This is a genomic window from Pseudomonas sp. P4_D7, from assembly GCF_056401755.1.
On record NZ_JBFUIR010000017.1, the window covers coordinates 44,103 to 62,221 of the forward strand.

Here is an 18,119-nt window from a genome sequence, read left to right on the forward strand (position 1 = left end):
TGTTTGGCTTGCTGCCCGCTGGGTACCTTCCGGCCAGCCTGTTGACGCCGATGGCGACCGGGCTGGGGGTATCCGAAGCGCTGGCTGGCCAAGCCGTGTGCCGCCCGAACGCAGAGAAAAACCTGTTATCCACCCATAAACCATCGTAATTTACCCGCCATAACTACAAGGTCGTTTGGGGATACACGTGGGAGCCTATCGTCTGTTGTTGGCCGTGCTGGTCGCTGTTTCGCATATGGGCAAGATGTTCATGGGGTTCAACCCGGGCGTGGTGGCGGTGATTTCTTTCCTGCTCATCAGTGGTTTTGTGATGACCTCACTGATCGAGCGCAACTACCAGGCGCCCGAGAAAGTTGGCCGGTTCTACCTGGACCGCGCCCTGCGCCTTTACCCGCAATTCCTGTTCTACTTCATCCTCTCTTGTGCGGTGATCTATTTCCTCCTGCCTGGCACGCCGCAATGGGCCGAATTGACCTTCAGAAACATCGCAGCCAGCCTGGCGATCGTGCCGTTGGGTTTCTATATGTTCGGCGCGAGCGGATCGTGGATTTTGCCTCCGGCCTGGTCGCTCGGGCTTGAGATGTGCTTTTATCTGGTGATCCCGTTCCTGCTCATCTACCGAGCACGGGGCGTGGCTTTCGCCTTGTCCGTTGCGGTCTTCATCCCCGCGTGCCTGGGTTTCGTCAACACCGACTACTACGGCTACCGCTTGTTGCCCGGCGTGCTGTTTATATTCCTGTGCGGCAGTTACCTCTACAAACCGCAGGCCAAGGGATTAATAATCGCCGCAGGTACCGCTGCGGCAGCGGCATTGATCTTTGCAGCGATCATGATGGGCTGGATCGAACGTCGGCCGTCCAACGCCGAAGTGGCCGCCGGCATTGCCCTGGGCATCCCTGCCGTGTACGGGCTGACAACACTCAAATTTCACCGGATTGACGAGTTTCTCGGGAACATCAGCTACGGCGTATTCCTCAATCACTTCCTGGTGATTTACTTCCTGCACGGCCTCTGGCCGATCACCTCATTCGATTGGTCCAAGGTTGCAACGGTGTTGGTGCTGTCGTTCTTGCTCAGTGGTGTTTCGTATTACTGCGTCGAGCGGCCAGCGTTGAAGTTTCGGCATAAACTTCGGGCCGGCGCCAAGGATCGAGTGGGGGCCGTTCGGGCAAGTGAGGCAACGGCTTGACGGCGACAGGCGACAGATCACGCTGCTGAACGTGGTCTGTCTCTCACATTCATGTGCCTAAGCGAGCGCGGTCATTCGCGAACCACTGCTGGCGGCGCTATGATCGCAACACCCGACGTCTTGAACACAAAACCCATGCCCACGCCAAAAACCCGCCCTACCCCCGCCCCGTTCCTCAACCCCGGCGAATCCGTGGTCCTGTTCGATGGCGTGTGCAAACTCTGCAACGGCTGGGCGCGTTTTTTGATTCGCCATGATCATCAACGTCGCGTGCGTCTGGCAGCGGTGCAGTCGCCGGAGGGACAAGCCTTGCTCGCGTGGGCCGGCCTGCCAGTCGACCAATTCGACACCATGGCGGTAATCCGTGACCGTCACTACTGGGAACGTTCAGACGCGTTCTTCGAAGTCATCAGCCAACTACCCGCCCGCTGGCAGCCATTGCGGCTGCTACGCGTATTTCCGCGCGGCCTGCGCGACTGGGCCTACGACCGCATCGCGCTGAACCGCTACCGACTGTTCGGCAAGTACGACACCTGCCTGCTGCCAACCCCGGATCATCAACAGCGCTTTCTGAAAATAACTACGCCAGAAAGCTAATCAACTGCACCGGTGTCATCTTCGTCACCATCATCAGCACGATGACAAACATCCCGGTAAACCCGAGCACGCCCATCCAGAACCACTTCCGGTAAACGCCTTGGTATTGCTCATCAAGCCCCGTCCCCGCCTCGCTCGCACTCGACGCCATCACATACAGGCGCTTCTGCAGGAGCAACACCGGCAACCACAGCGAGCCGACGCAGAAGAAGACGATCAGCGAGGTCAGCACCCACTCGGTGCTCATCGACAACCCCGAAAGCCGCATCAGCAGATAACCGGTGATGATCTGCACAAACCCGGCCGGCGTGGTGATCCAGGTGTCGAAGCGCACCACCATGCGCGCGACGTGCGCGATCACGTGCGGGTTGCCGGTGCGGCTGGCGGCGATCAGGTAGAGGTAGGAGCCCATGCCGAAACCGAACAGGAAGATCGCGGCGATGACGTGCAGGTACTTGAGGCACAGGTAGAGCATGTCAGCGCTGCCCGTCCGAAAAATGCACGGCCAGGCTCAGGTTGTCCGGGTCGTTCATCGCGGCCATGTACTCGGCGACGCTGATTTCGCCCACGCACGGTCTGGCGCCGGCGGTTGGCACGTAACCCTGGGCCATTTTCGTGGCCAGGGCCACGGCGGCGCAGCTGGGGATCTCCGGGCCTTTGTCGTTCAAAGCGGTGAGTTGCGCGGTCATCGACAGCGGTTTGCCATCAACACCAAGGCCCTGCACGTCGATGTACATCGCACTTTTGCCATCGCCGAATCGCTCAAATCGCATGCCCAGCCGATGCAGTCTTCCGGCCCACAAGGCATGGTCGCGCACCAGCCCGACTTTCAGCGCCTGCGCCAGCAAGCCGTTGGCGATACCGCCGAGCTTGAGACCGGCGCCGGCCTTGAAGCTCAGGGTTTGCGCACCATAACGACCGGCGAAGATGTCCATGTCCGGGACATCGACGTTGGCCAGCAATCGGGTGCCCATCTGCGGCATCTTGCGCAGGGTCAGGTCCAGCCAGCCCGACACTTCATGGACTTTGCCGTTCTTGAGTTGCTTGATCGGTTTGCCGGCGTAAGCGAGTACGCCTTCGATGGTCGACAGCCCGGGCATTTTTGCCGAGGAAGAAATGCCATGCTCGATCGAGTCAATGCGCGAAAAGCGCTGGCGCTGCTCATCAATGATCGCGGAAGACAGCGTCGGCACCGAACTGCAACCACTGAGGATCGCCACGCCCGCTTGTTTCGCCCGCGCGTCGAGCACGTCGATGCCGTTGACGAAGGTGCGGCAGTCCGCGAGGTCGCAGTAGTTCACGCCGGCATCGATGCAACGCTGCGCAACGGCATAAGCTTGCCCCTGAAACGGCCCGCCGGTATGGACGACCAACTGAATGCTCAGCGCACGCAAAGCGGCTTCGAACTCCGTCCCCATGGCATCGCCGCACCAGCCTTCGCAGACGTTTCCCGAATGGCTGTTGAGCTCATCGAGTTTGCGCTGCAACTTGCGCGGATCACGACCCGAGAGCACCAGCCCGATGTCCGGCATCAGCGCCAGATGTCTGCACACGATGCTGCCGAAATTTCCGTAGCCCCCGACCACCATCACCCTGAACGGCATGCAATTCTTCCCTAAGTCATTTCATCAAACAGGCGGGAAGGATATAGGGCCGAACGTCAGCAGGCCATTCAGATCAGTTGTTCGCCAGCCGACGCGATCCATTTGCGCAGCAGACAGCCAAAGTGTGCCGTCGCGATTGTTGGTTGATAAAAGAAACAACACACGACGTGAAAGCTCAGCAATTCCAGGGGGCTTCGGCGTCGGCGTCGATGCCGTATTTCGCCCGAGCCTCGGCATGTGCCTGCGGATCGACTGAAGCCAGCGCCGCCAAAACGATGTGATAGCGATCCACTTCAAAGAAACTGCGCAACGCCGAGCGTGTGTCGCTGCGTCCAAATCCGTCGGTGCCCAGGCAGATGCACGGCGCCTGTAAATACGGCACCACCAATTGTGCATAGGCGCGCTGGTCGGCGGCAGGTCTCGGGACCGATGTTCAGCGACGACGCCGACATCGTGCGCCGCTGGGCGTTGAGCGGCGAAGGCATCGCCAACAAATCCTGGCTGGACGTCAGTGCAGACGTGATCGCAGGGCGACTGGTCGTGCTACTGAAGGATTTTCCCGGCAATGCCTCACCGTTGAGTCTGGTGTGCCCGCATCGCAAGCAGATCACCCCGGCGGTGTCTCAGCTTTATGCGTGGTTGAGTGGCCAGTTTGTCGCTCTGGAACGTATCCAATAGCTCCCCCCGTTGGTTGCCACATTGACGAGACGCTGTCGTCCCCTTCACCCACCTGTTGCCGACCTTCAACAGCAGTCGGGTGGCATTGCAACTGGCCCGCCTGCTCAATGCCCTGAATAAAAATAAATGAACCCGTCGCACCGCACGCCACCTAACGAACAGACCATCAGGAGGTAGCCAATGCAAATCGAAACCGTGTGGATCGTACTGGCGGCAGTTCTTCTGCTAATCGAACTCTGGGCCATCAATCGGGTACGCAAGAGCGAGGGGAAAGCGAGCAACAAAGGTGTATGGATTGTGCTGATCGTGTTTGTGCCGTTGTTCGGCTTGATTGCCTGGGCGTTGGCGGGGCCCAAGCATGTCAGTCAGCATTCGGCGTCTTAAGACAACTCATCAGCCGTCGCGCGGGGGCGTGCCATCCGCATCGCCCCGCTGTTCAACATTGATCAACTGGCAGGCACCATCGGCGGCATCTCTTCCATCTGCGCCAGCGGTACGTCGCTGCTGCCCGGAGTCAGGATGACCTTGCGGCAGTTTTCCTGTTTCTTGTCGAAAATCCTGTAGCCCTCGGCGGCCTGCTCGAGCGACAGCCTGTGGGTGATGATCGCGTCAGGTTGCAAGGCACCGGTCTCGATGTAGCCAAGCAACTCCGGCAAATAACGTTGCACGTGGGTCTGGCCCATTTTAAAGGTCAAGCCCTTGTCGAACGCATCGCCAAACAGAAAGCCATGGATGAATCCGGCGTAGACGCCCGGCACGCTGACTACTCCGCCGCGACGCACCGCAGCAATGCACTGACGCAGGGCCTTGCCGCTGCTGCCTTCGAGTTTGAGCGTGGCCAGTACCGTTTCCGTGGTGCTGCCCTTGGCTTCGAAACCCACCGCATCAATGACGGCATCCACACCGCGGCTGCCTGGCGTCTGACGAATGATGGTGTCCGCCGGGTCATCGTCGTCATCGAAGTTGATCGGTACGACACCGTAAGTACGTTGCGCGTAATCCAGCCGATATGGGTGATGGTCGACCATGAAGACACGTTCAGCACCGAGCATTTTTGCGCACGCAGCGCTGAGCAGCCCTACCGGACCGGCGCCGTAAATGGCCACGCTCGCCCCCTGGCTGATCTGCGCATTGAGCACCGCTTGCCAGGCGGTAGGCAGAATGTCGGAGAGGAACAGGACTTTTTCGTCCGACAACGTGCCTGGCACTTTGAAGGGGCCGGTATTGGCCTTGGGCACCCGCACCAATTCTGCCTGACCACCGGGAATGCCGCCGTACATGCGGCTATAACCGAACAATGCGGCCGGCGGCGGAATGATTTTTTTGTTCATGGCCGCCCCCGTTCCGGCATTGGTGGTCTCGCACGCGGCATAGAGTTCCTGCTGACAGAAAAAACAATCGCCGCAAGCAATCACGAACGGAATCACCACCCGGTCACCGGGTTGTACCGCTGTCACCGCGGAACCGGTTTCCTCCACGATGCCCATGAACTCATGGCCGAAGATATCGCCATGCTCGACCGTCGGAATCTTGCCCCGATACAGGTGCAGGTCCGAGCCGCAGATGGCAGTGGCCGTGACGCGCAGAATAATGTCGTCAGGGGCTTCGAGTTTCGGATCCGGCACGGTCTCGACTCTCACATCGTGAGCGCCGTGGTAAGTCATTGCTCGCATGGCAAAGTCCTCGTACTGATGAGTGAAATGGCTGCTGCTTCACATTGGGAAGGCTCGCCACAGAACGAGTTCAGAGAATTTCTTCACGATCGGATCAGTGGGATCCATCATCGCCGGCCACGCGCACCTTGCCGCTGAATACCCGAAAGCCAAACGTGTTGTAGATCAGGGTTACCGGGATCAGCACGGCAAATCCAATCAGCATGAAGATCTGGCTTTTCGGGCTCGACGTTGCGGCCTGCAAGCTCAGGTCCGGTGGAATGATCAACGGAAACAGCGCCACCAGCATCAGCGCGAAGGCCAGCACGAAGACACCCAGTGCCGCGAACAACGGCAGAAAATCAAAGCGACCGGCGAACCCGAAGAAGAACACCAGCAGGCATGCGCTCAGAACCGCTACCGCCGGGATCCACATCCGTAGATCAGCCAATCGTTGCGCATATTGTGCGTGCAAAGTCGCGCTCCAGATGACCAGTGCAATCAACGCCACTACCGTCAGCACCGCTAATACCTTTGCCTGCCGTGCGCAACACCGTTGCAATTCATCGACCGTTCGCCAGTACAGCCAACAGGCGCCCAGCCACGTGTAACCCAGTACGAGCACTAGACCGCAGAACCACGGAAACAAGCGCAACCACTCACTGCCGTCACCGACATATTGCCCACCCTCATGCGGCACGCCCTGTATCACCGTGCCCAGCACCACGCCTTGCATTGCGCCGGTCAACAATGAGCCGCCAGTCAAGGCGCCATCGACCCAGCGCTTGATGCGTTCGCTGGTTGAATAATCGCGAAATTCCAGTGCCATCGCCCTGAGCATCAAGGCCAGAAACATCAAAATGAACGGCAGGTAGAGCGCTGGCAGCAGAATCGCGTAGGCCAGCGGGAACAACGCCAGCAGACCGCCGCCGCCGAGCACCAGCCATGTCTCGTTGGCATCCCAGATCGGCAGGATCGTCACGGCCATGGCTCGGCGATGATTACGGCAGCGAGTCAGTCCCATCAGCACGCCGACACCAAGGTCGGTGCCGTCGAGCAGCACGTAGTTCAGCACCGAGAAACCGAGGACGGCGGCGCACAGCAAGGTTATCCAGTCAGTGTCCATGCGAGCGATCCCCGGCGTGCCCCGTTTCATCGGCCAGCGTCGGCTGCGGTCCGGGCTGATCCTCATGTGCTGGCTCGCGCAGGATGCGCAGCAATACCCAGAGCCCGATGCCGAAAATCAGCAAGTAGAACAGTAGAATCAGCACGGTCGAACCGAGCACTTGTGGGCGCGAGACCGAGGACAGACTGTCGGCCGTGCGCAACAGACCATAGACCGTAAAGGGTTGGCGCCCGACTTCAGTGACCGCCCAGCCGCTGAGCATGGCCAGAAAACCGGCCGGCGCCATCAGCACATTGGCCCACAACCAGCGACGAGCCAGGTAGAGGCGCTGCCGCCGACGCATGATCAGGCCGATCAAGCCTTGCCCCAACATCAGCAGTCCCAACCCGACCATCAGACGAAACGCGAAAAACACCGGCGCCACTGGCGGAATATCCTGCGGTGCGAACTCATCCAGCGCCTTGATGGTGCCGCTCAGATCATGACTCAGATACAAGGAGCCGATTCGCGGAATCGCAACTTCCCAGTGATTGCGCCGCTCAGTCATGTCCGGCCACGCAAACAGACGCAAGGGTTCGCCCGCACCTTGCGGCGGGCGTGTCCAGCTGCCCTCGATGGCCGCGACTTTTTGCGGCTGGACTTTCAAGCTGTGCTGACCGTGCAGGTCGCCGACCACGATCTGCACGGGTATCAATACAACGATTGCCCAGAGCGCCATCGAAAACAGCAGGCGTGCCCGCGGGTTGTCTGGCGCTTTCAACAGTTGCCAGGCGCCCGCGCCCGCCAGCACGGTCGCCGTGCCGAGCAGCGCGGCCAGCGTCATGTGCGCCAGTCGATAGGGAAAGGACGGATTGAAAATAATTGCCCACCAATCCTCGGCAATGAAACGCCCGTCAGCGCCAATCGAATAGCCGGCCGGCGTGTGCATCCAGGAATTGGCCGAGAGAATCCAGAACGCACTCATCAGCGACCCTGCCGCCACTGCACAGGTCGCGAAGAAATGCAGACGCGGGCCAACCTTTTTCAGCCCGAACAGCATGATGCCGAGAAAGCCTGCCTCAAGAAAAAATGCTGCGAGCACCTCGTAGAACATCAGCGGGCCGAGGATATCCCCCGCCAACACTGAAAGCCGTGACCAGTTCAGGCCGAACTGGTATTCCAGAATCAGCCCGGAAGCGACGCCGATCGCGACGTTGAGCGCAAAGACCTTGAGCCAGTAACGATAGACATCCAGAAAGACCTGACGGCCGCTGCGTAACCACAATGCTTCAAGGATCAGCAGAAAATTGGCCAGGCCGATGGTGAACGCCGCCAGCACAATGTGAAAACTGATGGTGATCGCAAACTGTGCGCGTGCTGCCATCAAGGCGGAATCAACGGCGTCCATTCAATCGGCTCCGTGGCGAAAACGGCCTCTGACCGTTTGCGTCGATCAGCTTCTCATTCAGCATGACGTCCACCTCGAAAACCACCCGAATGCGCGTTGGACAGCTACGTCGGCGTGCAAATTCAGCCGGGGTTGTGAACTGCAATGCCCGCACGATGCAGGTCATGCAGCCTGCACGAAGGCAGTTTGCCGCGAGAGCGGTAAGCCTTTGAAGCAGCGGCATTTTTCCGGACCGATTAATTGGCATGGCAAATGCCACAGTTCCAGAGCATTCACAGCGCCGTGAAACAACGGTCTGTGTTCACTCCGTGACAGCCGAGGAACCATAATGAACGCCATCGACCTTCTCAAAGCCGATCATGCAAAAGTCAAAGACATCCTCAGCCAGCTCAGCGACTCGACGGAGCGGGCGCTGAAAAAACGCGTGGAGCTGTTGGGCAAACTTGAAATGGAAATCTTCATCCATACCCGCCTCGAAGAAGAGATCCTCTATCCCGCATTCAAGGCCGCCGGCAGTAAGGAACAGGACGTCATGTACTTCGAAGCCAAGGAAGAACACCGCACCGTCGACTCGCTGGTTTTGCCCGATCTGAAACTGACCGACCCGGGCACTCCGGAATTTTCCGGTCGGGTGAAAGTGGTCAAGGAACTGCTGGAGCACCATATCGAAGAGGAAGAGACGGAAATGTTTCCTCAGGCGAAAAAGCTTCTGGGCAAGGAAAAACTCGAAGAACTGGGCACGCAGATGGAAGCCATGAAGGCCAGTTGCAAGAAGGAAATGGCTGCAGGGAATATGGCCGCTTAACGTGTTGCAAGCGTACGAGCCCGGCTTTTGGCCGGGCTTTTTTCTGGTTGCTCGCTGCGTCTCCCTGCTGCAGGATCAGCCGATCGACAACAGGGAATGTTGAAATGAACCAGGCAACACATCGACGAATTTCGGTGGTGGGTGCGGGCATCGTCGGCGCCTCGCTTGCGTATCACCTGTCTGGCAGAGGTGCGCAGGTCACGTTGATCGAGGCCGGCGAGATCGCGAGTGGCGTGACGGCAAGCTCTTTCGCCTGGATCGCTGCCACGCACGCCGGCGCTGAGCCGATTGCGCAGTTGCGCGGTATGGCCATAGATGCCTACCAGCGACTCGAAACCGAGCTGCCGGATTTGCAGATTCGCTGGACCGGAGCGCTGTCGTACAGCGAATCAGCAGAGTATCCGGCGTCGGCGACATTGTTATCGTCCGCCGAAGTGCTTGCCCGCGAGCCCAACCTGAAAAATCCCCCACCCTGCGCGTTATTTCTTGCTGAAGAAGGCGCACTCGACGCCGTGCAGGCCACCCACGCCTTGATTGCCGGCGCCCAGGCGCTGGGGGCGCAATTGCTCACGCAAACCCGAGTGACCGCTTTCAAAACCTGCAACGCAGATGTCACCGGCGTTGAAACCACAGCGGGCACGTTTGATGCTGACCTTGTTGTGCTTGCTGCGGGGACTGGCACCCGACAGTTAACACAGATGCTCAACGTCTCCCTGCCCATCGACGCCTCGCCCGACATTTTCATCCGCTACCAGACCCAACCGGGCCTCGTTAAAGGCATCATTTCCAGCCCTGTCATGGAAATTCGGCAAAGCGCCGACGGCACGTTGCTGGCCGCTGAAGATTATCTGGGAGAGGCGCCGGGCAACTCGCCGACTGACATCGCCCGGCAAACCGCCGAAGCCATACAGAGTGAACTTCACGGTGTGGTTTCCATTGCGCCGCAAACCGTCGCCGTCGGGCTTCGGCCCATGCCCGCTGATGGCCTCCCCGTTGTCGGTTACTTGCCTGGGGTCGGTGGAGTTTACGTTTGCGCGATGCATCCCGGTGTGACGCTGGCGGCAATCGTCGGGCGCCTCGTCAGTGAAGAGCTGATGGATCACCAGTCATCTGCTGCCCTTGCACCGTGCCGCCCAGAGCGTTTTTTCAGAATTGCGGCAAAGTGACAAACAACGCTGCTCTTACCCGCTGAGAACCTGCGGCAATATCTACAACAAAGAGATTTTTATCATGGAAGAAGTCATCACCTATCGCATTGCCACTGCTGACGATGCGCCGGTAATGAGCGAATTGGGCCAATTGCTCAACTCGGTACACCACGCCGCTCGCCCTGATATCTACGCCGCCGCCACCGAAGATTTTGCCCGCGATTTGCCGCACTGGGCCGGGGTACTCGAAAAGCGTGGCCAGATCGTCTTCATCGCCAGCGCCGGTGAACGGCCCGTGGCGTTCATTACGGCCATCCTGTCCGCCAGTTCCGGCCCGCTGATGCAACCGCAGAATGTGGTGCGCATCGGCTCGGTGTGTGTCGCCGAGCCGTTCTGGGGTAAAGGCATTGGCCGCGCACTGATTCAACGGGTGAAAGACTGGGCTATCGAGCAAGATGCTCAGGACTTGCGCCTGACGGTATGGCCATTCAACGAGCGCGCGGTACGCATATATGCCGAGTTCGGCTTCGAAACCCGTGCCCTGGAGATGGGCGTGCGTTTGTGAGGAGCGGACACGTCCGATCATGAATAACCGTGAACAGCTCCATCAACAAGGTTTCGCCCTGCTCCGTCATGCCATACCCGCCGAATGGCTGAACGACCTGCGCCAGGCGTTCGATGCGGGTGTGCTGCCGTCAGATCGCTGGCCCGTCCCACGGGGTCAGGACTGGCGTCATTCGCTGCTTGATGAGTATGCGACCGTGCGCGCGGTGTGCCGCTTGCCAACGGTGTTGGCCGTGGTCGGTGAGCTGATCGCCGAGCGCTTCTTCCTGTCCCAGGTTGAGGGTCGCGAACCGCTTGCGGGGGGTGGCCATCAGCAGCTGCATCGCGACTTGTCCGCGCAACGCCCCGGCGACTGTGCGGTGGCCCTGGCTTTTTTCGATGACTATGGTGCCGACAACGGCGCGACCCGCATCGTCCCCGGCAGCCATCGCCCGGCGCCGGGAGCGCCACCGGTAGACGTCAATGATGAGTCGGGGTCAGTCCAGCTCACGGGCCGTGCGGGCGATATTCTGGTGTTCGATGTCGACCTGCTGCATGCCGGCAGCCGAAACCTGCTGGGTGGCCGCCGGCGTTCGATACTGATCAACTATTGGGCCGAGCCGCTGTACGCATCTCACCGGCAAACCGTGGGCCTGCGAAATATCCGCATGGACCCTATCGAATGGTTTGATCCTGCCGACAACATCCTGATGGACACCGAGGGGTTTAACGGCGCAAGTTTCCCCGTATAAAAGCCACTTTCTATTACGATTCAAGAGGCTGCACCCATGAGCAACGCCTGGAACGAAGGTTATTTCACCGACGAAGGCTACACCTACAGCTATAGCCGGGAAATCAATCCGGTTTTCCAGCGTTACTGCCTGTTGTTGCGCGGCGTTGCCGGTCTGGACAATCCCGACGGTTATCACTGTGAACTCGGCTTTGGCCAGGGTGTGTCGATCAATATCCACGCCACGGCGAGCCCTGCCGGCTTCGTCGGGACCGACTTCCACCCCGGTCAGGCGGCCCATGCCATTGAGCTGGCAGAACTCAGCAACAACGGCGCAAAACTCTATGACGACAGCTTTGAGCAACTGCTGGCGCGCCATGATTTGCCGCAATTCGACAGCATCAGCCTGCACGGCATCTGGACCTGGGTCAGCCGTGACAACCAGAAGCTGATTGTCGAATTCGCTCGGCGCCACCTCAAACCGGGTGGTCATCTGTACGTCAGTTACAACGCATTCCCGGGCTGGTCGCCTGCGGCGCCGTTGCGCCAATTGTTCAGCCTGCACGACCGCTTCGCCAATCACTCGACGCGCGCAGATCAGCGCATCGACGCCGCGTTGCAGTTTTCCGAAGCGCTGCTGGCGGCCAACCCCAAGTACGCCATCGCCGCGCCAAGTCTGGGCGCCCGACTGCAGACCATCAAAGGTCAGGACCGCCAATACGTCGCCCACGAATATTTCAATCGCGACTGGAACTGCATGTATTTTGCCGACATGGTGGATGCGCTGACCCCGGCCAAGCTCGATTACGTCACGACAGCGGTGCCGCTGGATTCGGTTGATGCACTCAATCTGAGTGCCGAAGCCCTGACCTTTCTCGACGGTATCGAGCACCCGGTGATGCGCGAGCAGGCACGTGACTACTTCGTCAATCAGTCTTTCCGTCGTGATCTGTACGTGCGGGGTGCCAACCGGCTCTGCGCCGCCGAGCGCCGGGCGCGCATGCTCAAAACACGCTTTGTCCTCATGCAACCTGCAGAAAACGTAGCGTCCAGCGTCACCGGCCCCGCTGGCGAAGCGTCTTTGCAAGCGGAAATCTACGGCCCGCTGCTCGATGCCCTCGCGGGCCAGACGTATGAAGCCAAAACGATGCAGCAGTTATTCGATGCGGTGTCGCCAATCGCCTATGACGATCTGGAACAGGCGCTCGCCATCCTGGTCGGCATGGGTGCGGTAGCCCCGTGCCAGAGCGAAGCCGCCGAGGCGCGGGTGTACGAACGCTGCGCCGCGTTCAACCTGCAACTGTGCAAGCGCGCGCTGTTCAACGCCGACATTCAGGTGTTGAGCAGCCCGGTCACCGGCGGTGGCGTCATGGTCAGCCGCTTCCAGCAACTGTTCCTGATTGCAATCCGCCAGGGCAAACAGCACCCGGCGGAGTGGGCGCAACTGGCGTGGAGCATCATCGCTGAACAAAACGAAGTGTTGGTCAAGGACGGCAAAACGCTGACCACCGCCGAAGCCAACATCGCCGCACTGACCGAGCAAGCCCAGGTGTTTGCCGAGCAATCGCTGATCGTGCTGAGCGCTTTGAAAATCGTCTGATCGGGGTAGGTGGTGCGCAGCGCGGCAGGAAATCTTAATCAAACGCCCCGTTGAGCACCTCGTAAATCAGGCCGGTGGCCAGCGCAACCAATATCAGATCCGTGCCCGCCTGCTGCCATTCGTAGCCATCGTAATGCGGCAGATGACCGGCCAAACGCCCATCGAGCTTTTTCGCGATACCGGGCGGCAATGGCTTGCCGCGTGCAAGATTCTTTTGAATGCCCGGTGGTAGCGCAGGCCCCGGACTCCAGTAGTCGCGGTAGCCACCAACAATCCCGAGCACATTGCCGCGATCGATATTTGGGCCATGACTCCAGTCACCACCCGAGTTGTTGCCCTTGTTGCCGTTACCTTTCTGGTTACCGTGGCCCTGCACATTCTGCGAATTACCTTTGCCATTGCCCTGGCCCTTGCCATTACCGGGATCAGCCAATGCCATCGCCGAGCTGAAAACCAGCGCAAGAGAGGAAATCGTTGCAATCAACGTGCGTGACTTGTTCATGCGGCGCGCCTTCATGGTGGGTTGCTCCTGTGTCATCTTGACGTTACACATCAGCTTAGTTTATTCCGGCTGACCGATCGTCGATTACGCCCAGCCCATCGACACTGCCTGACAGGAGCTATTTCATGGATTTGAAGTTCAGCCACATCGACGTACTGGTCAAAGACCTTGAAGAAGCCTGTGCCTATTACGCGCAGATCCTTCAGGCGCGGATCTCCACAACGCAGACCTGGAATCGCGGGGGTCTGCACGTACGCTATGCCGTGGCGTTGATCGGTCAGGAACGCTTTATGCTGGTCCAGCCGCTGGCGGGGAATCTCAAGGAACTGTTGGATACGGTGGGCGAAGGCATGATTTACCGTCATTGCTACACGACCCCTGATATCGAGTTGGCCTACGACGAACTGCTCGCCAACGGAGTTCAGCCGGAAGACGAGAACGGCCAGCCGTTGACCCGCGAGAACCTGCAATCGCCCTCCGGAACCCGCATCATCTGGTTGCCCAAGCGCTTCGGGCATTTCTCGATCGAAATTCTCGAAGAGAAGGCGCTGGGGGCATTTATCGAGGCGGCGTTTGCTTGCGGATGAAACTCCGCCGCCCCTGATCGATACGTCTACGCTCTCTCCATCGCCACCACGCCTGGAGACTTCGCCATGCCCCGCCTGCTGCTGACTGGCTTCGCCCTGCTCGCCCTGAGTTTCCAGGTCCACGCCGACATCACCCCCTTCCCCGCCACCTTCCACACTCTGGACATCAAAGTCGAAGGCGCGACAATGCATGTGCGAGTTGGTGGCAAGGGTCCGGCCGTGGTGCTGTTGCATGGTTTCGGTGATACCGGCGACATGTGGGCACCGCTGGCGGCGGATCTGGCCCGCGACCACACCGTAGTGGTGCCGGATCTGCGCGGCATGGGTTTGTCATCGATTCCGCAGGACGGTTACGACAAGAAGACCCAGGCCGGCGACATTCGTCAGGTGTTGAGCGCGCTGAAGATCGAGCGCTCGGTGGTCATCGGGCATGACATCGGCACCATGGTCGCGTTCGCCTATGCCGCGCGCTATCCCGAGCTGACCGAGCGCCTGGTGGTGATGGATGCGCCCGTACCCGGCATCACACCGTGGAACGACATCGTTCGTTCGCCGATGCTCTGGCACTTCGACTTCGGCGGCGCGGACATGGAGCGTCTGGTTGCCGGGCGCGAACGCATCTACCTCGACCGTTTCTGGAACGAGTTCGCCGGCACCCCGGCCAAAGTCGATGAAGGCACCCGCCAGCATTACGCCAAGCTCTACGCCCGCCCCGGCGCCATGCACGCCGCATTCGCCCAGTTCCGCAGCATTCGTCAGGACGCCCTCGACAACGCCCCCGTTCTGCAGAAACACCTGGCCATGCCGGTGCTCGCCGTGGGCGGTGAAAAGTCCTTTGGCAACAACGAAGCGATCGTCATGCGCAATGCCGCGGACAACGTTACCGAGGTGGTGATTCCGGCAGCCGGACACTGGTTGATGGAAGAGGCGCCGGCACCGACCATCAAGGCAGTGCGCGACTTTATCGCAATGTGAAGAATGGGCATTGCCTTGGCCCGACGCTTACGTCAGGATTCGCCCCTTTTGCGCGCAAGAGCAGGCCGGACAGAAAACATGAATCGTCAAAAGAAACTGCAGCAGTTGTTCAAGGAAAAGGCCAAGAAGGCCAGCGCCAAACTGGCGCCGAAAAAGCCCAAGTACATCAGCAAGGCTGAGCGGGCGAAACTGGAGGCTGAGGCGGCGGTGGAATCAACCGATACCCGCGAGAGCTGATCCCTGCCCTACAAGAACGGCGCAATATTCGCCAGCGCCCGCTCAATGTAGCGGTCTTTCTCCGCCACCGGCGCCACGTCATGCAGCGCATCGCGTGCGGCTTGCAAACCGACAAGCCGTGCGATGAACCAGGCCGTTCATTGACCGCCCTTGGCTGTGGGACTGGCGATGGACACGCGCCAGTCCGGCTGCCGAACCCGGTTGAGCATGGCGTAGGCAATCAGTGAATCGAGTTCGTTGAAACCTTCGACAGTCAGAATGGCAATGTGCATGCCGAGCCTCGAGCGAGATAGCCGAAAGCTCATCGTAGAGTCGCAAAATCAACACAATCAATAAATTGTCATGGGTACAACCGTTGGCTCCATGAATTCCCACCGAATTGGATCTTTCCTTAGCCTGTTGCCACCCTAGACTGGTCACACTCCTCAGGTCGATCAGGAAGAAACCATGCCGGTATGCGAATTCGACTGCCAACCCGTTCTTCAGGGACGCACGCTAAAGCTCAGGGCGCTGACCGCCAGTGACTTTGAAGCGTTGTTTTCAGCGGCGAGTGACCCGCTCATCTGGGCCGGCCATCCTGCCCGCGATCGCTATGAACGGCAGGTGTTTGAAAGGTACTTTGCCGCTCGACTGGCCAGCGGAAAAGCACTCGTCGTTATCGATATCGAATCGGGGCAAATCGTCGGTATGTCGAGCTACTACACGCCACCCGATCAGCCCGAAAGTATTGCCATCGGCTACACCTTTCTGGTGCGGGCAAAATGGGGTGGCGATGCCAATCGTGAGTTGAAGGCACTGATGCTGGAACATGTATTCGAAGTCTACGGCACCGTCTATTTTCACATTGGTCCCGCCAATATTCGCTCGCAAAAAGCGGCGTTGAAAATCGGTGCCGTGCACTTGTACGACACCGAGTTGAGCCTCTCCGGTGCACCGGCCCTGTGCAAGTGCTATGGGCTGACCAAGGAACAATGGATCGAACGCCGACGGTGACGTTAATGGCATGTCTGAGCACACCTTGCGAGCCAGTCCGCATCAAGAAGGCGTTTTACACGCCAGCCAAGCCCCCCAGAACAAACTGCTGAAAAACCGCGTCGCCTCGCCAAACCCGGCCTCATGCAACAGTGCCTGAACCGCCGCTTCGGAATGCGGCGGGTCCGCGCCTTGCAGAATCTTGCCCAGCTTGGCCTTCACCTCCTGCGCACTGACGCCCTGCTGCCGCCAACGCTGCCCCCACGCCTGGAGCATTAATGGCTGACTGGCATAGGCGTAATGGTTGCCGGCGACAATCAGCGGCGCGCCCGGTTTGAGCCGCGCCTGAATCGCTTGCAGGATCTGGCGCTTGGGCTCATCACCGTTCAGATGATGGAGCACGCCGATCAACGTTGCCGCATCAAATGAGGCAGCAGCCGGCAGATCTTCAACGTGGCCAAGATGCAGCTGGGTTCGGTGCAGCAAGTCGTTGGCCTGCAGTTGCGCTGTCGCGGTTTCCAGCATCGGTACGGAAGGGTCGACTGCGGTGAAATGCCATTGCGGCTCCAGCGCCGCCATCGCAATGATTTCCTGCGCCGTACCGCCAGCGCCGACCACCAGTATGTTGGCCGGACGCGAACCCAGGCTCGCCGCCAACATGCAGGCCGCCAGTTCATGACAGGCGTCGTAGCCGGCCAGCGCTATGCGGCTTTGGCGGGCGTATTCGCTGGCGCGGGAGGTGTCGAATTTTTCTGCGGGGCTGGTCGAGGTTTGGCTCACGGCAATGCTCCTGGTTTTTCGAGCACGCTACGCCGAAGAGCGCGAGAGGGAAAATTCATTCGCTTCATGCCCCGCATTCCTTGCGGGAATGCGGGGCATGTGAACCTGGGTTTTGTATTACCGAGCAAGCAGCGCCTGCAGCCCACCATGGCCGTCGACGATCAGGCTGCGAATCAGTGCCTGATAGTGCTCGGCACTGTTCGGTTCTCGAAGATCGAAACTGGCCAGCCAACTGACCAGTGTTCTGTCCTGGCCTGACAAAGCAACCAGTTCCACGCTGGCCACGTAGTTGTCCAGCGGTAAGGGCGACTCTTCAAAACGGTAGGACAGCCTCAACGCCGAGTCATCAACCGACAACAAGCGCTCTCTGACAACGGCGCCATCGCTCAACGTGAGCGTGCGAATGCAGCCCACAATCTCGGGACCTGCGCCTTCGATATGACTGTCCACAATCGAAGGGTGCCAGTTCTTGATCTCGCCAAACTGCTTCACCACGTTCCAGACCTGTTGTGCAGCGCCTTCCACGACAGCGGAAAACTTAACCTTCATCTCGTATCCCCTTGTAATTGATCATCCGCCGATCCCGGCAACGGACTACCGGGATCGACCGAGACTCAGGCCTCGAACTGGTGATAAACCTTGGCGATGACCTTCCAGACGCCGCCAATTTTGATCAGGGTCAGGTAGTCGTTGTAGTCAGCACCGATCGCATCGGTTTCCATGTCCACGCGCACCACTGCGGTGGTCGGTGTGATCGCCAGCACGTCAAGACGTGTGCTGATTTGCGGGGCAGCACCGTTTTTCTCGACGAAATCAAACAGGTTCTTGATCGGGCCGCCGAGTAATTCGCCGTTGGTGAAACCGTACATCACCGCCTCTTTATGGAAGGCTTGAGCAACGCCTTGAGCATCACCGACCCGAAGACCTTCGACGTATTGATTGGCGGTGGCGATGACAGCGGTGTATTCGGCGGTCGGTACAGCCTTGATGTTCTTCGACATGGTTGT

21 protein-coding genes and 3 pseudogenes are annotated in these 18,119 nt (G+C 59.4%); 13 read left to right on the forward strand and 11 right to left on the reverse strand.

What is annotated here, in order from left to right:
- Positions 1-187 precede the first annotated feature (187 nt).
- Together AC1DVF_RS13400 and AC1DVF_RS13405 are read left to right on the forward strand one after the other, a co-directional pair.
- Positions 188-1,189: an acyltransferase family protein gene (locus AC1DVF_RS13400; protein WP_460128393.1), complete on the forward strand. Its 1,002-nt coding sequence runs from the start codon at positions 188-190 to the stop codon at positions 1,187-1,189.
- A gap of 135 nt (positions 1,190-1,324) precedes the next feature.
- On the forward strand, positions 1,325-1,786 hold the full coding sequence (locus AC1DVF_RS13405; RefSeq protein ID WP_093433359.1) for a thiol-disulfide oxidoreductase DCC family protein: 462 nt from the start codon (positions 1,325-1,327) through the stop codon (positions 1,784-1,786).
- Here the strand turns inward: AC1DVF_RS13405 and AC1DVF_RS13410 are convergent.
- From AC1DVF_RS13410 to AC1DVF_RS13420, 3 genes and pseudogenes are all read right to left on the reverse strand, one after another.
- Positions 1,770-2,261 (reverse strand): DUF2269 family protein, encoded by a 492-nt coding sequence (locus AC1DVF_RS13410; protein WP_477782586.1) that lies wholly within the window; start codon positions 2,259-2,261, stop codon positions 1,770-1,772. The genes AC1DVF_RS13405 and AC1DVF_RS13410 overlap by 17 nt on opposite strands.
- A 1-nt stretch (position 2,262) precedes the next feature.
- Positions 2,263-3,390, reverse strand: coding sequence for a saccharopine dehydrogenase family protein (locus AC1DVF_RS13415; protein ID WP_477782587.1), 1,128 nt, complete (start codon positions 3,388-3,390; stop codon positions 2,263-2,265).
- Between the two features lie 175 nt (positions 3,391-3,565).
- A pseudogene (locus AC1DVF_RS13420) lies at positions 3,566-3,793 on the reverse strand (hypothetical protein); the annotation flags it as partial.
- A gap of 11 nt (positions 3,794-3,804) precedes the next feature.
- Here AC1DVF_RS13420 and AC1DVF_RS13425 point away from each other — a divergent pair.
- Positions 3,805-4,068 (forward strand): annotated as a pseudogene (locus tag AC1DVF_RS13425) (LysR substrate-binding domain-containing protein); the annotation flags it as partial.
- A gap of 180 nt (positions 4,069-4,248) precedes the next feature.
- Entirely contained in the window at positions 4,249-4,452 is a 204-nt protein-coding gene (locus AC1DVF_RS13430; RefSeq protein WP_007916127.1) for a PLD nuclease N-terminal domain-containing protein, read from the forward strand.
- 62 nt (positions 4,453-4,514) lie between these two features.
- On the opposite strand, the gene AC1DVF_RS13435 is transcribed toward AC1DVF_RS13430, so the two are convergent.
- The 3 genes from AC1DVF_RS13435 to AC1DVF_RS13445 all read right to left on the reverse strand — a co-directional run bounded on the left by AC1DVF_RS13435 (position 4,515) and on the right by AC1DVF_RS13445 (position 8,233).
- Positions 4,515-5,741, reverse strand: coding sequence for a zinc-dependent alcohol dehydrogenase (locus tag AC1DVF_RS13435; protein ID WP_477782588.1), 1,227 nt, complete (start codon positions 5,739-5,741; stop codon positions 4,515-4,517).
- 94 nt (positions 5,742-5,835) lie between these two features.
- Entirely contained in the window at positions 5,836-6,846 is a 1,011-nt protein-coding gene (gene cydB / locus AC1DVF_RS13440; RefSeq protein ID WP_477782589.1) for a cytochrome d ubiquinol oxidase subunit II, read from the reverse strand.
- Positions 6,836-8,233: a cytochrome ubiquinol oxidase subunit I gene (locus AC1DVF_RS13445; protein WP_477782590.1), complete on the reverse strand. Its 1,398-nt coding sequence runs from the start codon at positions 8,231-8,233 to the stop codon at positions 6,836-6,838. Before AC1DVF_RS13445 ends, cydB begins: the two co-directional genes overlap by 11 nt.
- Positions 8,234-8,561: 328 nt before the next feature.
- Here AC1DVF_RS13445 and AC1DVF_RS13450 point away from each other — a divergent pair, with 328 nt between their 5' ends.
- From AC1DVF_RS13450 to AC1DVF_RS13470, 5 genes are all read left to right on the forward strand, one after another.
- Positions 8,562-9,038 (forward strand): hemerythrin domain-containing protein, encoded by a 477-nt coding sequence (locus AC1DVF_RS13450; RefSeq protein ID WP_477782591.1) that lies wholly within the window; start codon positions 8,562-8,564, stop codon positions 9,036-9,038.
- A 104-nt stretch (positions 9,039-9,142) separates the two neighbouring features.
- The gene (locus AC1DVF_RS13455; protein ID WP_477782592.1) at positions 9,143-10,204 is read left to right on the forward strand and encodes an NAD(P)/FAD-dependent oxidoreductase; all 1,062 of its coding nucleotides are present in this window, start codon (positions 9,143-9,145) and stop codon (positions 10,202-10,204) included.
- Between the two features lie 64 nt (positions 10,205-10,268).
- The gene (locus AC1DVF_RS13460; RefSeq protein WP_477782593.1) at positions 10,269-10,751 is read left to right on the forward strand and encodes a GNAT family N-acetyltransferase; all 483 of its coding nucleotides are present in this window, start codon (positions 10,269-10,271) and stop codon (positions 10,749-10,751) included.
- Between the two features lie 19 nt (positions 10,752-10,770).
- Entirely contained in the window at positions 10,771-11,481 is a 711-nt protein-coding gene (locus AC1DVF_RS13465; protein WP_477782594.1) for a phytanoyl-CoA dioxygenase family protein, read from the forward strand.
- Positions 11,482-11,517: 36 nt separating this feature from the next.
- Positions 11,518-13,059 carry a methyltransferase regulatory domain-containing protein gene (locus tag AC1DVF_RS13470; protein WP_477782595.1) on the forward strand — a complete coding sequence of 514 codons (1,542 nt, stop codon included), beginning with the start codon at positions 11,518-11,520 and terminating at the stop codon, positions 13,057-13,059.
- A 34-nt stretch (positions 13,060-13,093) separates the two neighbouring features.
- Here AC1DVF_RS13470 and AC1DVF_RS13475 read toward each other — a convergent pair whose 3' ends face one another.
- Complete coding sequence (locus AC1DVF_RS13475) at positions 13,094-13,561, reverse strand: anti-virulence regulator CigR family protein (protein WP_175559608.1); 468 nt, start codon at positions 13,559-13,561, stop codon at positions 13,094-13,096.
- A gap of 125 nt (positions 13,562-13,686) precedes the next feature.
- Between AC1DVF_RS13475 and AC1DVF_RS13480 the strand changes: the two genes are divergently transcribed.
- The 3 genes from AC1DVF_RS13480 to AC1DVF_RS13490 all read left to right on the forward strand — a co-directional run bounded on the left by AC1DVF_RS13480 (position 13,687) and on the right by AC1DVF_RS13490 (position 15,360).
- On the forward strand, positions 13,687-14,148 hold the full coding sequence (locus tag AC1DVF_RS13480) for a VOC family protein (RefSeq protein ID WP_460128370.1): 462 nt from the start codon (positions 13,687-13,689) through the stop codon (positions 14,146-14,148).
- 66 nt (positions 14,149-14,214) lie between these two features.
- Positions 14,215-15,123, forward strand: coding sequence for an alpha/beta fold hydrolase (locus tag AC1DVF_RS13485; RefSeq protein WP_477782596.1), 909 nt, complete (start codon positions 14,215-14,217; stop codon positions 15,121-15,123).
- A 78-nt stretch (positions 15,124-15,201) separates the two neighbouring features.
- Positions 15,202-15,360, forward strand: coding sequence for a DUF2986 domain-containing protein (locus AC1DVF_RS13490; RefSeq protein ID WP_093433404.1), 159 nt, complete (start codon positions 15,202-15,204; stop codon positions 15,358-15,360).
- Positions 15,361-15,486: 126 nt separating this feature from the next.
- Here the strand turns inward: AC1DVF_RS13490 and AC1DVF_RS13495 are convergent.
- Positions 15,487-15,632, reverse strand: a pseudogene (locus AC1DVF_RS13495) (AraC family transcriptional regulator); the annotation flags it as partial.
- A 175-nt stretch (positions 15,633-15,807) separates the two neighbouring features.
- On the opposite strand from AC1DVF_RS13495, the gene AC1DVF_RS13500 reads away from it, so the two are divergent.
- Complete coding sequence (locus AC1DVF_RS13500; RefSeq protein ID WP_477782597.1) at positions 15,808-16,353, forward strand: GNAT family N-acetyltransferase; 546 nt, start codon at positions 15,808-15,810, stop codon at positions 16,351-16,353.
- A gap of 42 nt (positions 16,354-16,395) precedes the next feature.
- On the opposite strand, the gene AC1DVF_RS13505 is transcribed toward AC1DVF_RS13500, so the two are convergent.
- The 3 genes from AC1DVF_RS13505 to AC1DVF_RS13515 form a co-directional block, all read right to left on the reverse strand.
- A complete protein-coding gene (locus AC1DVF_RS13505) occupies positions 16,396-17,112 on the reverse strand; it encodes a class I SAM-dependent methyltransferase (protein WP_477782598.1) in 717 nt (238 codons plus the stop codon).
- 117 nt (positions 17,113-17,229) lie between these two features.
- Positions 17,230-17,661 carry an SRPBCC family protein gene (locus AC1DVF_RS13510; protein WP_320336949.1) on the reverse strand — a complete coding sequence of 144 codons (432 nt, stop codon included), beginning with the start codon at positions 17,659-17,661 and terminating at the stop codon, positions 17,230-17,232.
- A gap of 65 nt (positions 17,662-17,726) precedes the next feature.
- Positions 17,727-18,113 carry a nuclear transport factor 2 family protein gene (locus AC1DVF_RS13515; RefSeq protein WP_095049886.1) on the reverse strand — a complete coding sequence of 129 codons (387 nt, stop codon included), beginning with the start codon at positions 18,111-18,113 and terminating at the stop codon, positions 17,727-17,729.
- Positions 18,114-18,119: the final 6 nt, after the last annotated feature.